Source organism: Gordonia sp. (in: high G+C Gram-positive bacteria) (assembly GCF_047606305.1).
Classification (GTDB): Bacteria; Actinomycetota; Actinomycetes; order Mycobacteriales; family Mycobacteriaceae; genus Gordonia.
Window position 1 is genome coordinate 18,569 of sequence record NZ_JASGER010000070.1, and the last position, 13,484, is coordinate 32,052.

Consider the following 13,484-nt stretch of genomic DNA (forward strand, 5'->3'; position numbering starts at 1 on the left):
CTCACAGGGCCCCGGTTACTGGGAAGTACGGCACGCGTCGGCGTCCTGCTAATCATTCTTGCTAAGTAGTGCTACTTAGCGTTACTATCTAGTCCAGTAGTCATCGATACTAAGTAGTGGAGGCTCAGTGGGCAGGCAGATGACCGAGATGCTCCGGGGAACCCTCGAGGGCATCGTCCTGGCAATCCTGGGGCGACAGTCGGCGTACGGCTACGAGATCACCGCGCGGCTGCGCGACGAGGGGTTCACCGAGATCGCCGAGGGCACCGTGTATGCGCTGCTGGTGCGCATCGAGCGGCGGGGCTTCGTCGACGTGCAGAAGGTGCCGTCGGAGAAGGGGCCGCCGCGCAAGGTCTACACCCTCAATGCCAAGGGCCGTGCCCAGCTCGACGACTTCTGGGCGACCTGGGAGTTCTTGGCCGGGCGATTGGAACGACTACACGAAGGAGGCGGCCGCAATGGCTGAGCAGTGGAAGAAGTGGATCGAAGTGGTGACCGGGCCGCTCGAGCAGAAGAAGGTCTACCGGCAGGCGAAGGCGCGCATCGATGCGCTGCCCGAGCCGTACCTCTCGGCGGCGACCGCGTTCAACCGGTACGTCACCTACTGCGGCGGCCTCACCGACGGCGACACGATCGTGCAGATGTGGGTCGACCTCGCGGACATGTGGGAGCGCGCCGCCCTCGACGGCACACTCGTGCGCGAGGTCGTCACCGACGACCCGGTGGAGTTCGCCGAGAGCTACGTCGACGCCTATGGCGGCAAGCGGTGGATCGACAAGGAGCGCGAGCGCCTGACCACCGCGATCGAGAAGGCCGAGGGAGCCCAGTCATGACGACGCCGGTGATCGAGGTCGGCGGGCTCACCAAGTCCTTCGGCGATAACGAGGTCCTGCGGGGCGTCGATTTCACCGTCGACCGCGGGAGCGTCTTCGCGCTGCTTGGCTCCAACGGGGCCGGGAAGACGACGATCGTCAAGATCCTGTCGACCCTCACCGGTGCGGACGGCGGCACGGCCCGGGTCGCGGGCCACGACGTCGCCGAACAGGCGCGGGCGGTCCGCGAATCGATCAGTCTGACGGGGCAGTTCGCCGCCGTCGACGAGATCCTGAGCGGTCGGGAGAACCTCGTGCTGATCGCGCGGCTGCGCCATCTGCCCGACCCGGGGGCGATCGCCGACGAACTGCTGGAGCGGTTCGACCTGGTCGACGCCGGCGGGCGCCCGGTGTCGGGGTACTCCGGCGGCATGCGCCGTCGCCTCGACATCGCGATGAGCCTGATCGGCGACCCGCAGGTCATCTTCCTCGACGAGCCCACCACGGGCCTGGACCCCCAGGCGCGCCAATCGGTGTGGGCCACCGTCGCCGAACTCGCGCGTCGCGGGACCACGGTGCTGCTCACCACGCAGTACCTCGACGAGGCCGAACACCTCGCGGACCGCATCGCGATCCTGCACGGCGGACGGATCATCGCCAACGGGACCTTCGACGAACTCAAACGCGTACTGCCGCCCGCGAAGGTGGAGTACGTGGAGAAGCAGCCCACCCTCGAAGAGATCTTCTTCGCCATCGTCGGATCGGAGGACCACGATGCCTGACAACCACTTCGCCGGCGATACCGCCGTGCTGACCGGCCGTTCACTGCGGCACATCCTGCGCAGCCCGGACACGATCATCACCACGGCGATCATGCCGATCGCCATGCTGCTGCTGTTCGTGTACGTCTTCGGCGGCATGATCAAGACCGGGTCGGCCCGGTACGTCGACTACCTGCTGCCGGGCATCTTGGTCATCACGATCGCCTCCGGGATCTCCTACACCGCCTTCCGGCTCTTCCTGGATGTGAAGAGCGGTTTCGTCGAGCGCCTCGAGTCGATGCCGGTCGCCCGCTCGTCGGTGCTGTGGGCACACGTGGTCACCTCGCTCGTGGCCAATGCGCTCGCCGTCGTCATCGTCATCGCGGTCGCCCTGCTCATCGGGTTCCGCACGGGCGCGGGCGTCGGGTCGTGGCTGGCGATCGCCGGTATCCTGCTGCTGCTGACCCTCGCGCTGACGTGGGTCGCGGTGATCCCGGGATTACTCGCCAAGTCACCCGACGGCGCGACGGCGTTCTCCTATCCGCTGATCTTCCTGCCGTTCATCAGCTCGGCCTTCGTGCCGACCGAGTCGATGCCCGGACCGTTGCGGGCCTTCGCCGACCACCAGCCGGTGACCGCCATCGTCAACACGATCCGCAACCTGCTCGACCAGAAGGCCGTCGACGCCGACATCTGGACCGCCCTGCTGTGGTGTGTGGCGATCCTCGTCGTCGCCGCGGTCGCGGCCACCGCGCTGTTCCGGCGGCGCTGATCGGCGAACCGGGCGGTCACGCCCCGACGGTCACCTCTTGCCCCGTCACGTTGCGGCTCTCGTCGGAGGCCAGGAACAGGATCACATCGGCGACCTCACCCGGCTCGCCGTCCCGGTCGAACCGCCGCTTGGCGCGGTAGGAGTGGACGTAGTCGGGGTCGACGCCGGCGGTCAGCCGCTCGTTCCAGATGAGTCCGGGCAGCACCGCGTTGCAGCGGATCCCGGCCGCGGCGCCCTCGCAGGCGAGGGCATGCGTCAGGCCGAGCACCCCGCCCTTGGCAGCGGCATAGGACACCTCGCCGAACGGCGACGGCTCGCGGGCTGCAAGCGACGACACGTTGACGATCGAGGCGGACGGCGACTCGAGCAACAGTGGCCACGCCGCTCGCGCGTGCAGGAAGTGCGAGGTGAGCGAGGCGCCCAACACGCGCTGCCAGACGTCGAGGGGGGTGTCGGGGAAGGGGGCCAGCTGGTTGAGGCCGACGCTGTTGATCAACGTGTCGAGGCGATGGAAACGGTCGCGGACGGCGTCGAGGAAGGCGCCGACCTGCTCCTCGTCGCCGGCGTCCGCCGCCATCGCCAATAGGCGGTCGGCGGGGTGGTCCTGGGCGAGCTCGTCGGCGAACCTCGTCAATCGCCGCTCACTGACGTCGGAGAAGGCGACGGATGCGCCCTCGGCCAGGAGCCGGCGCACGACCTCGCCGCCGATGCCCGCTCCCGCCGCGGCGTTGACGACCGCGACCTTGCCGTCGAACCGGCCCATCAGACGCCCTCCGCCACACGCGCCCGGGTGAACTCGTACTCGGCCGGGTCGGCCTCGCGCGTCATGCGCCACCAGTCGACGACCCGCCACGGGTTGGCCACCAGGACGCGGCCCTTCGAGTTCCGGTAGTAGGTGTCGAAGCCGGGATGGCTCCAGATCATGTGCGCGTGGGCCTCGTCGACCGCGTCGTTGTACCTCTCGGCCACCGCCTCGCGCACCTGTACCGAGGTGGCGCCGCGGGCGAACATCTGCCGCAACAGACTCATCGTGTACCGCATCTGACACTCGAGGTAGTAGATGAGGCTGCCGCCGTGCCCGGCCTGGGTGTTCGGCCCGTAGAGGCAGAAGAGATTGGGGAAGTCGGGCACGGTCGTGCCGAGATACGCGTTCGCGTCGTCATCGCCCCACAACTCGCGCAGGGTCTTGCCCGAGCGGCCCGTCAGCTCCAGCGACGACAGGAAGTTGACCACGTCGAAGCCGGTCGCGTAGACGATCACGTCGACCTCGTACTCGGCGCCGGCCGCGGTCCGGACGCCGGTCGGGGTGATCTCGGTGATCGCCTCGGTGACCAGCTCGACGTTGTCGCGGCGGAGCGTTCGGTACCAGCCGTTGTCGAGAAGAATGCGCTTGCCGAACGGCGGATAGGACGGCACAACCTTGCCGATCAGGTCGTCGCGCCCGTCGAGCTCGGCCTCGATGTACCGGGTGAAGAAGCGCCGGTGGCCGTCGTTGGCCGCGTTGATCGACCGGTCCTGGTGCGGCCATGCCGGATCGATCTGCAGGGCCGAGTACAACGTGTCGTTCAGGACCCATGCCAGCCGCTGGCGGTACCAGGACCGGTACAGCGGAACCTCGCGGAGCAGGAAGCGCACCGGGTCGGGGACCGGCACACGGAACTTCTCGAACGGTGCCACCCAGTGGGCCGAGCGCTGGAACACGGTCAGCGACTCGACGGTCGGGGCCACCGCCGGCACGATCTGCATCGCGCTGGCACCGTTGCCGATCACCGCGACGCGCTTGCCGGCGACGTCGAAGTCCTCCGACCACAACGCCGTGTGGACGGTCTGACCGGTGAACGTCTCCATGCCGGGGATGGTCGGGAGTTTCGGTTTCCCGAACGCGCCGACCGCGCTGACGAGGATGTTCGAGGTGAGCTCCTCGGTGCTCCCGTCGGGGTTGACGATCGACACCCGCCACAGCTGGGCCTCGTCGTCCCAGCTCGCCGCGGTGACCTCGGTGCGCAGCCGGGTGACCGCGGCGATGTCCCACTCCCGCCCGACCTGCCGCAGATAGTCGTGAAGCTCGTCGCGGGTGGCGTAGTAATACGGCCAGTCCGAGCCGATCGCCGCGAAGGAATACAGGTGGCTGGGGACGTCGACGCCGCAGCCGGGGTAGCGGTTGTGCCACCAGGTGCCGCCGATCTGTTCGCCGCGCTCGAGGACGGTGACCTCGACGCCGGCCTTGCGCAGGTCGTGGGCGGCCAGCATGCCCGAGATCCCGGCGCCGATCACGAGCGCCGAGAAGCCGGTCGGCGCGGCGGGGATGTCGCGCAGCCACTGCGGGTCGCCGCCGAGTGCGGCCATGTCGTCGGCGATCATCGCGCCGTACTCGTCGGGAACGGGTTCGCCGATCGCGACCGAGAGCATCCGGGTGAGTAACTCGTCGTCGGGGTGGGGGAGGGCGACCGGGGCGCCGGCGTGCCAGGCGCAGATGGCGTCGGCCGCCGCCGAGCGGATCTCGTCCTGGATGTGCGGGGGCAATCCGCCGCTGTCGTTCTCGCTGAGGCCGCGGCCCCGCGCAGGCCGATACGGTTCGTCGAGCCAGGTGAGGTCGCCGGTGAGCTGCACGAGCACCATCAGCAGGGTCGGCACGTTCGCATCGCGCACCGCCGCGCGGACGATCGCATCGAACTCGGGGGTCGCCGTTGTCATGGGGGTGTCCTTGTCCGTCGCGGTCTCAGCCGTTGACCATGCGGTCACGGCCGACCCAGAACTGTTCTTTGACCTCGCGGCGCATGATCTTGCCGGTGCCGGTCTTGGGCAGGTCGGCGACGAAGTCGATGCTGCGCGGCCGCTTGTACGGCGCGATCTGATCGAGGCAGGCCTGCTCGATCTGCTCGGCGGTGACCTCGGCGCCCGGCCGGACCGAGACGACGGCGTGGACGGTCTCGCCCCACTGCTCGGAGGGGACGCCGACGACCGCGACCTCGGCCACCCCGGGCACCGTGTAGATCGCGTTCTCGACCTCGGTCGGATAGACGTTGAACCCGCCGGAGACGATCATGTCCTTCTTGCGGTCCACCACATGGAGGAAGCCGTCGCGCAGCGCGCCGACGTCCCCGGTCGCGATCCAGCCGCCGTCGAGGATGGTGGCGGCGGTCTCGTCGGGGAGGTTCCAGTAGCCGCGCATGGCGGCGTCACCGCGGACTTGGATCTCACCGGCCTCGCCCGGTGGCACCGGCTCGTTGTTGGCGTCCGTCAGGCGGTAGTCGACGAACGGGCTGACGTGGCCGGCCGATGCCAGCCGCTCGGGTACCTCGCCGTCGGGGTCGAAGACGTGGTCCTGCTTGCTCAGATAGGTGTTGAACGGCATCTCGGTGAGGCCGTAGGACTGCAGGAACACCGCGCCCAGCAGCTTGTAGGCGCGGGCCAGTCGGTCCGGCGCGATCGGTGAGCCGCCGTAGATCACGGTGTGCACGCTGGACAGGTCGGCGTCGGTCTTCTCCAGCACCGGCAGGATCATGTTGATCATCGTCGGGACCAGCGGCAACACCGTCGCCCGGTATTCGGCGACGGTCGACACGTAGTCCTCGGCGTCGAATTCGGAGACGGCGACCTGGCTCGCGCCCCGCAGGAAGTACGCCATCATCGCGTAGCCGCTCAGGTGGGTCACCGGCGCGACGTGCACCAGGATGTCCGACGACGAGGCGCCGGGCATCTCCACGAGCATGTTCCGCAGGATCGCCAACAGGCTGCGATGGGTGTGCATGACGCCCTTCGGGCGACCGCTGGTCCCGGAGGTGTAGGGCAGCCAGGAGAGGTCGTCCGGAGAGATCTCGACGTCCGCGGCCGGCTCGGCGCCGAAGACCTCGGCGAACGGGATAACACGGTCGCCGCCGCTGTCCAAGCCGATGACCGTGCCGGTGAAGTCGACCAGGTGCGGCAGGAGTGCGGCCATGCGCTCGCCGTCGGCGATCACCGCCTTGGCGCCGCAGTCCGCGATGATCTCGGCGAGTTCCTGGGCGTGGAGTCGGTAGCTCAGGGCAACTCGAACGAATCCGCCGATCGCCATGGCGTGGTCGATGGTGAAGCACTCGTCCCGGTTGACCGTGATGATGGCGACGCGGTCGCCCTTCTTGATGCCGCGCTCGTTCAGTCCGGTGACCAGGCGCCGGGCGGCGTCGCCGAGTTCGGCATAGGTGGTGACGCCACCGCCGGTGTGGCGCACGGCCGGCCGGTCGGCGTACTCGACGTAGTTTCGGCGGAAGACGCTGGCGATGGTCGGCGCCTGTGTCGGGTCGTACTCGGGCATGGCCTCCCCTTCATATCGGTATATCGTATACTATACACATAACCTGAGAGTGTGCGAGTGCCATCCGGGAACGGCTGCCTTGATCAGCTACGGTATGCGGTATCCGTCCAACTAATTCGGGAAGATGAAGATTCTGTGAAGCGTGCGATCGATCTGCCGGCGAGCTTGAAGCAAGTCGCCGTCGACGAGATTCGTCGGCGCATCTTCTCGCGCCAGCTCGAGCCCGGCAGCCGCATCGAGCAGGAGGCCCTCGCCGAACAGATCGGCATGAGCAAGATCCCGGTGCGCGAGGCGATCTCGGACTTGGTCGCCGAGGGTTTGGTCGAGGTCTTCCCGCGGCGCGGGGCCTTCGTCGTCGCCCTCACGCAGCAGGACATCGAGGACCACTACTGGATTCTGGCGCAGATCTCCGGGCGGGCCGCCGCCCGCGCGGCGGGGGTGGCCTCGGCGGCGACGATCGCCGAGCTCGAGCGCAATCTCGCGGCGCTGCAGGCGTCGGGCGACGAAGCCGAGCGGGCGCGCATCGCGGTCGACTTCCACGCGATCATCAACCAGGCCGCCGGGTCGCGCCGGATGAACAGCGTCCTGCGCACCCTCGGCAGCCCGATTCCCCTCGAGTTCTACGAGGCCAGTCCCGACGCCGATGCCTACGACGAGCATCGCGAGTTGTTGGACGCGTTGCGCGACCGTGACGCCGAGCGCGCCCGCGCGGCGATGGAGAAGCACTTCCTGCACGGCGCGTCGGCGGCGATCGAAGCGCTGGAACGCGCCGGCTTCTGGGCCGACGGCGACGAATAACCGCTGATCGCAGCAAACCCGTGACAGTTCGATCACTATAGGTATACAGTATCTAATACTGAATCGGCGACGGTAGGAGCACTCCCCATGGCAGCGGATCTCACGGGAAAGGTCGCCCTGGTCACGGGCGCGGCGGGAGCGATCGGCATCGAGTTGTGCCGGTCGTTGCGCGCAGCGGGTGCGCGGGTGGCGATGACCGACCTCTCCGCGGAGGGGCTGGAACGGCGCTCCGACGAGCTCGACGGCGGCGACGATCTGGCGACCTTCGTCGCGGATCTGACCGATGACGGCGCCAATGCGCAGCTCCCGGGCCGGGTGGTGGAACGATTCGGCTCGTTGGACATCCTGATCAACAACGCCGGCGCACGCGGTGTGAAGCCGCTGCTCGACATCGAGCCGAGTGAGTGGCGCTCGACCGTCGACATCGACCTGACGGCGCCATTCGTCCTGTCCCGGGCCGCCATCCCGATCATGGCCGAGCAGGGGCGCGGCAAGATCGTCAACATCGCGTCGATGGCCGGCCTGGCCGCCTTCCGAGACCGAGCCGCCTACAGCGCGGCCAAGGCCGGGGTGATCATGCTGACCAAGGTGATCGCCGTCGAGTACGGCGAGCGCGGGATCTGGTGCAACGCGGTCGCGCCCGGCGTCGTCGAGACGCCGATGACCGCCGGCTTCTTCGCCGACGAGGACTCGACCTCCTCGATCCGCGCCAACACCCCGATGCGTCGCTGGTGCCAACCCGACGAGATCGCCGATCCGGTCCTGTACCTCGCCGGGCCCGACTCCGACTTCGTCAACGGAGTCGTCATTCCGATCGACGGCGGCTGGACCGCCGGATACGTCGGTGCCGAACTGTCCCCCCGCCCGAAGGAGAAGTGACCACGATGGACGACAAGAGGCTTCAGGAGCTCTCGGACAAACAGGAGATCGCCGACCTGCTGCTCGTGTACTGCCGCGGCATCGACCGCTGCGAACCCGACCTGGTCAAGTCGACGTTCTGGGAGGACGCCTTCGACAACCACGGAACCCAGGCGGCACCCGCGCACGAGTTCGCCGACTCGATCGTCGCGTCGAAGCTCGAGACCACCGAATGGACCACCCACATGGTGACCAACCACCTCGTCGAGGTGGACGGCGACCTGGCCTTCTCCGAGGCGACGGTGCTGACCTTCCAGAAGCAGATCGGCGTCGAGGACACCAACATCTTCTGCGGCCGCTACGTCGACCGGGTCGAGCGCCGCGACGGTGTGTGGAAGTTCGCGTACCGCCAGATGATCCGCGATTGGAGCGGCTCCACGGTGCTGGCCCCCTGGGGACTGTCGAGCGTGAAGGCGGGCGGTTTCCTCCAGGGCGGCCGGGCGGCCGACGACTTCGTCACCGGCGACGGCCGCGGGCGGATCATGCGCGACGAGATGCCGCGGGGCTGACATGGTGCCGGCGAGTTCGCGGGCGGCCGTCCAGGTGGCGGACCAGACCTATGAGATCCAGGAATTCGCGATCCCGGCGATCCGCGCCGACGACGCGATCCTGCGCGTCGACGCGTGTGGGATGTGCGGCAGCGACGTCGAACAGTACGACGGCGCATTCCGGGCGATCGGCATCGAGTACCCGCTGATCCCCGGACACGAGCCGGTGGGCACGATCGCCGCGATCGGTGACGACGCCGCACGCCGGTGGGGCGTGCGGGAGGGCGATCGAGTGGCCGTCGAACCGCTCCTCGGCTGCGGCACCTGCGAATCCTGCCTGCTGGGCAACTACCGCCGCTGCACCGCCGGTGCGGCCATCGAGGCCTACGGCTACCTGCCGACCGATCGCGCGCCGAGCCTCTGGGGCGGCTACGCCGAGTACATGTACCTCGCACCGCGGACCATCGCGATGAAGCTCGACCCCGACCTTCCGCTCGAGTTGGCCGCGCTCTACCAGCCGATGGCCGCGGGCGTCCGATGGGCGGCGCAGGACTCGGGGCTGCGCCTGGGCGACAGCATCCTCATCATGGGCTGCGGCCAACGCGGACTGTGTGGGGTCGTCGCCGCGCGGGAGGCCGGTGCCGGCACGATCATCGTCACCGGGCTGGCCAAGGACAAGCACAAACTGGCGCTGGCCACCGAGTTCGGCGCCGATCTGACCATCGCCGTCGACGAGGTGGACACCGTCGAGGCGGTGCGCGACTTCACCGGCGGGCGCGGCGTCGACATCGCCGTCGACGTCTCAGCGGTGGCGACCCAACCCATCGTCGACGCCGTCGCGGTCGTCCGCCCCGGCGGGACCATCGTGCTGGCCGGCGTGAAGGGGTCGGGGAACCAGGTGAGCCTGGTGCCGGACACCATCACCAAAAAGGAGCTGACCGTCAAGGGCATGTGGTCGCAGGACATCCGCGCCTTCGAGCCGGCGCTGCGCCTCATCGAGTCGCGCAAATACCCGCTGGAGAAGATGCACACCCATTCCTTCGGCCTCGACGACGTGCCCACGGCGGTCGAGACGCTCGCCGGGCGGGTGCCCGGCGAAGAGGCGATGCACGTGATGGTCGTGCCGCACTGAGCCGACCCGCCGCGCTCAGTCCAGGTCGTCGAAGCTGGTGATCTTCGGCGTCGGCGGCAGAGTCACGACCGCGCCGGCGTAGCTCAGCCCGGCACCGAAGCCGAGGAGCAGCGCCGTCTGGCCGCCCTTGGCCTTGCCGGTGGCCAGCATCTCCTCCATCGCCAGCGGGATGGAGGCGGCCGACGTGTTGCCGGTGTTCTCGATGTCGTTGGCCATCGGCAGGTCGTCGGGGAAACCGAGGTTCTTCTTCATCAACTCGCTGATGCGCGCGTTGGCCTGGTGCGGGATGAACACCTCGATGTCCGAGGTGTCGACGCCGGCCAATTCCATCGTGGAGGTGAGCGCCTTCGGCAGGGTGATCGCCGCCCAACGGAAGACCCGCGGGCCCTCCATGGTCACGACCATCCGCCCGACCGGATCGGTCTGCGGATCCTTGCCCTGGTACTCCTGGGCGCGGTCCATGTACTCGGGGATGTCGTAGTTCTGCGAGATCGCCTCGGCATTCTCGCCGTCGCTGCCCCACACGGTCGGCGAGATGCCGTTCTCCTCGCTCGGCCCCACGACGACGGCTCCGGCGCCGTCGCCGAAGATGAAGGCGGTGTTGCGGTCGGTCGGCTCCATGACCACCGACATCGTCTCGACGCCGACGACGAGCACGTACTCGGCGGTGCCGGCGCGGACCATGTCGGCGGCGTTGCCGAGCGCGTAGCCGAAGCCGCCGCAGCCGGCGGCGATGTCGAAGGCGGGGATGCCGTTGAGGCCGATGTCGTAGGCGACGATCGGGCCGCCGTGGGGGATCTTGGTCTTCCAGCTGCCGGTGGCCAGGATCAGGGCGCCGATCTTCTCCTTCTCGACGCCCGAGTTGGCGATGGCGCGTTCGGCGGCGGTGGCGGCGAGGGAACGCGCGCTCTCGTCACCGGAGATCCAGCGGCGGTTGCGCACGCCGCTGCGCTCGTAGATCCACTCGTCCGAGGAGTCCAGGACCTCGCAGACCTCGTCGTTGCTCACCAGGCGCTTGGGCCGGCAGGCGCCGATCCCGAGCATCGCCACATTCGGACGGGCCTGGTTGACTGCCAGGTTTGCCACGTTGCACTCCTCGTCGTTCTTCGTCGTGCCGGTTTGTCGGCGGCACAGCGTTCCTAGTTTACGGCTCGACGGCCCGCTCACCGTCGCGCCCGGGCCTTAGGGCCCAAAGATGTTGTTCACCACGCGTGCACGGTGTTCTGCGCGGCCTCCAGACCCTGTCCGATGAGCAGCTCGACCGCATCGGAGCCGTTGCCGATCAGCAGCTCGACGGCGTCGCGATCCCGGGTGGGGAAGGGTTTGAGGACGAACTCCGCCGGATCCTGGCGGCCCGGTGGCCGCCCGATGCCCAGGCGGACCCGGTCGTAGTCGCGGGTGCCCAGCGCCGATGACAACGACCGCAGACCGTTGTGGCCGCCCTCGCCGCCGCCGTGCTTGAGCCGCACCTGCCCGAAGTCGATGTCGAGCTCGTCGTGCAGGGCGATCACGTCGGCCGGATCGACCGAGTAGAACTTGGCCAGCGGGCCCAGGTGGCGGCCGGAGTCGTTCATGTAGGTGCACGCCTTCGCGAGCAGGACCGACTGGCCGGCCAGGGTGATCGACGCCGTCTGCGCACCCGAGCGCTTGTGCGTCGACCACCTCGCCGCATGGTCTGCGGCGAGGCGGTCGACGACCATGGCGCCGATGTTGTGGCGCGTCTTCTCGTAGCGGGGGCCGGGGTTGCCCAGCCCGACGACGAGTTTCACGCCACGCGCCCGAGTTGTGTGACCGGCGACTTACTCGCCGGCATCCTCGGCGGGAGCCTCGGCAGCGGCCTCGCCGCCCTCGGCAGCAGCCTCGCCCTCGCCCTCGGCGGCAGCCTCGGGCTCGGCGGCGGCCTTGGCCTCGTGCACGCCGACGACCAGGGTCTCCGGCGGCGCGATGAGGGTGGTGCCCTCGGGCAGCTCGACGTCGGAGGCGTGGATCATGGTGCCCGGGACGGCGCCCTCGACCGACACGACGATCTGCTCCGGGATCGACAGCGCGTCGGCCTCGACCAGCAGCGCGTTCGCGTCCTGGGTCACGACGGTGCCGCTCTGGGCGTCGCCCTCGACGACCACGTGGACCTCGACGGTGACCTTCTCGCCGCGGCGGACGATCAGGAAGTCGGCGTGCTCGATGTAGCTCTTGATCGGGTGCACGTCGACCTGCTTGGTCAGCGCCAGCTGGCTGGTGCCGTCGATGTCGAGCTCGATGACGGCGTTGGTGCCGCTGTTGCGCAGGATCGCGGCGAAGTCGCGAGCCGAGACGGACAGGTGCTGGGGGTCCGAGCCGTGGCCGTAGATGACGGCGGGGACGTTGCCGGCGCGGCGGGCGCGGCGCGCGGCGCCCTTGCCCTTCTCCTCGCGGACGGTGGCGGCGAGCTTGGGCGCAGACGATGCGGCCATGATGGTTCTCCTCGGTTGAACGGGTGGTTCCGGTGCCGGCCACGACGGGCGCACCGAGGAGCATCCGCGCGAACGCGCCGGAGACTGTCTCGAATCGCGCCGATAACGGTGAACCCTGCTCACCCTCGCCGTGACAACCCGTACAGATTAGCCGGCCGGTTAGCGTCTTGGCGAATCTAACCTTGTCCGCGTCACCGGTCCATCAGCAGACTGGCCCCGATCAACAGCCGCTTCACGACGTGCCGCGGCCGGGCGAGGAGTGGGGCTTTCAATGGATGGATTCAGGCGGGCGGCCGCCGGTGTGGCTGTGGCGGGCGCGGTGGCGTTGTCCGCGGGGTGGGCCGCCGACGCTGTCGCGGCACCGACGCGGATCGACGGATTGTTTGGCATTACTCCGGGATCGTGTTCGGGTGGTCAGGTCACCGGTAGCTACTTCCGCATGATTCTGCCGGCGGGCAACACCAACGGCCCCTTCCTGGCGAACGGTGATTCGACGTGCTCGGACAAGACGATCACGCCGCTGGCGCCGGGAACCTCCGGCGGCCTGCAGAGCGGTGGGTACCAGCCGCAGCCGGCCAATGCCTTCGACGCCGCAGGCAACGCCCTGTCAGGCAGCGTCACCAGGCCGGTCAAGTTCTACGGGGTCGGATTCGCGACGGCGACCAACCAGGTCGACCCGCAGACCCGTCAACCGGCGTCGGTGCCGGCACTCTACGTCGACAACGGTGCGGTGAGTGGTGACCTCAGCGCCTTCGGTGTCACCTGGAACAAACAGGTGTTCAACCAGGGGTCGCCAAAGCCCGGTGGTGGCATGCCCGGCAAGACATCGCCCGTGCGCGGCCAGTACAACGCGCAGACCGGTGACTTCACGATCGAGTGGACGAGCCAAATCGTCGGCGGGCCGTTCAACAACTTCACAGGCCTGTGGCGACTCACCGGGCGAGTCGCGGGCGCCCATGCGGCCCCGGCAGCAGGTGCCGCGGGAGGCCGACGCGCACCCGGCGCAGCCCCGGGTGTGCCGGGTGTGCCGGGCGCGGTCGCTCCCGGCGCAGTGCTGCC

General features: G+C 68.7%; 15 protein-coding genes. 9 read left to right on the top strand and 6 right to left on the bottom strand.

The window, feature by feature from the left end; all coding sequences use genetic code 11:
- Positions 1–127: 127 nt before the first annotated feature.
- Genes QM634_RS11160 through QM634_RS11175 form a run of 4 tightly spaced genes read left to right on the top strand, consistent with a single transcriptional unit; the run spans position 128 to position 2,345 of the window.
- Positions 128–466, top strand: a complete 339-nt coding sequence (locus tag QM634_RS11160; RefSeq protein WP_415042854.1) for a PadR family transcriptional regulator — start codon at positions 128–130, stop codon at positions 464–466.
- Positions 459–833: a DUF1048 domain-containing protein gene (locus QM634_RS11165; RefSeq protein ID WP_415042855.1), complete on the top strand. Its 375-nt coding sequence runs from the start codon at positions 459–461 to the stop codon at positions 831–833. The genes QM634_RS11160 and QM634_RS11165 overlap by 8 nt, the downstream gene beginning before the upstream one ends.
- Positions 830–1,594: an ABC transporter ATP-binding protein gene (locus QM634_RS11170; RefSeq protein ID WP_415042856.1), complete on the top strand. Its 765-nt coding sequence runs from the start codon at positions 830–832 to the stop codon at positions 1,592–1,594. The genes QM634_RS11165 and QM634_RS11170 overlap by 4 nt, the downstream gene beginning before the upstream one ends.
- Entirely contained in the window at positions 1,587–2,345 is a 759-nt protein-coding gene (locus QM634_RS11175) for an ABC transporter permease (RefSeq protein WP_415042857.1), read from the top strand. Before QM634_RS11170 ends, QM634_RS11175 begins: the two co-directional genes overlap by 8 nt.
- Before the next feature lie 16 nt (positions 2,346–2,361).
- Here the strand turns inward: QM634_RS11175 and QM634_RS11180 are convergent, their stop codons facing one another.
- From QM634_RS11180 to QM634_RS11190, 3 genes are read right to left on the bottom strand one after another with little or no spacing between them, the layout of a single operon-like run.
- Positions 2,362–3,108, bottom strand: coding sequence for an SDR family NAD(P)-dependent oxidoreductase (locus tag QM634_RS11180; RefSeq protein ID WP_415042858.1), 747 nt, complete (start codon positions 3,106–3,108; stop codon positions 2,362–2,364).
- The gene (locus tag QM634_RS11185) at positions 3,108–5,039 is read right to left on the bottom strand and encodes a flavin-containing monooxygenase (protein ID WP_415042859.1); all 1,932 of its coding nucleotides are present in this window, start codon (positions 5,037–5,039) and stop codon (positions 3,108–3,110) included. The genes QM634_RS11180 and QM634_RS11185 overlap by 1 nt, the downstream gene beginning before the upstream one ends.
- Before the next feature lie 25 nt (positions 5,040–5,064).
- Entirely contained in the window at positions 5,065–6,639 is a 1,575-nt protein-coding gene (locus QM634_RS11190; RefSeq protein ID WP_415042860.1) for a class I adenylate-forming enzyme family protein, read from the bottom strand.
- A 135-nt stretch (positions 6,640–6,774) separates the two neighbouring features.
- Between QM634_RS11190 and QM634_RS11195 the strand changes: the two genes are divergently transcribed.
- The 4 genes from QM634_RS11195 to QM634_RS11210 all read left to right on the top strand — a co-directional run bounded on the left by QM634_RS11195 (position 6,775) and on the right by QM634_RS11210 (position 9,975).
- Positions 6,775–7,437, top strand: a complete 663-nt coding sequence (locus QM634_RS11195) for a GntR family transcriptional regulator (protein WP_415042861.1) — start codon at positions 6,775–6,777, stop codon at positions 7,435–7,437.
- A gap of 87 nt (positions 7,438–7,524) precedes the next feature.
- The gene (locus QM634_RS11200) at positions 7,525–8,316 is read left to right on the top strand and encodes an SDR family NAD(P)-dependent oxidoreductase (protein WP_415042862.1); all 792 of its coding nucleotides are present in this window, start codon (positions 7,525–7,527) and stop codon (positions 8,314–8,316) included.
- Positions 8,317–8,321: 5 nt separating this feature from the next.
- On the top strand, positions 8,322–8,864 hold the full coding sequence (locus QM634_RS11205; protein WP_415042863.1) for a nuclear transport factor 2 family protein: 543 nt from the start codon (positions 8,322–8,324) through the stop codon (positions 8,862–8,864).
- 1 nt (position 8,865) lies between these two features.
- Entirely contained in the window at positions 8,866–9,975 is a 1,110-nt protein-coding gene (locus tag QM634_RS11210) for a zinc-dependent alcohol dehydrogenase (protein ID WP_415042864.1), read from the top strand.
- Positions 9,976–9,990: 15 nt separating this feature from the next.
- Here QM634_RS11210 and QM634_RS11215 read toward each other — a convergent pair whose 3' ends face one another.
- The 3 genes from QM634_RS11215 to QM634_RS11225 all read right to left on the bottom strand — a co-directional run bounded on the left by QM634_RS11215 (position 9,991) and on the right by QM634_RS11225 (position 12,425).
- Positions 9,991–11,019, bottom strand: a complete 1,029-nt coding sequence (locus QM634_RS11215; RefSeq protein WP_415042868.1) for a beta-ketoacyl-ACP synthase 3 — start codon at positions 11,017–11,019, stop codon at positions 9,991–9,993.
- A 158-nt stretch (positions 11,020–11,177) separates the two neighbouring features.
- On the bottom strand, positions 11,178–11,744 hold the full coding sequence (gene pth / locus QM634_RS11220; protein ID WP_415042865.1) for an aminoacyl-tRNA hydrolase: 567 nt from the start codon (positions 11,742–11,744) through the stop codon (positions 11,178–11,180).
- Between the two features lie 30 nt (positions 11,745–11,774).
- Entirely contained in the window at positions 11,775–12,425 is a 651-nt protein-coding gene (locus QM634_RS11225) for a 50S ribosomal protein L25/general stress protein Ctc (protein WP_415042866.1), read from the bottom strand.
- Between the two features lie 271 nt (positions 12,426–12,696).
- On the opposite strand from QM634_RS11225, the gene QM634_RS11230 reads away from it, so the two are divergent.
- The coding region (locus tag QM634_RS11230; RefSeq protein WP_415042869.1) for a hypothetical protein at positions 12,697–13,484 on the top strand (788 nt) is incomplete at its 3' end.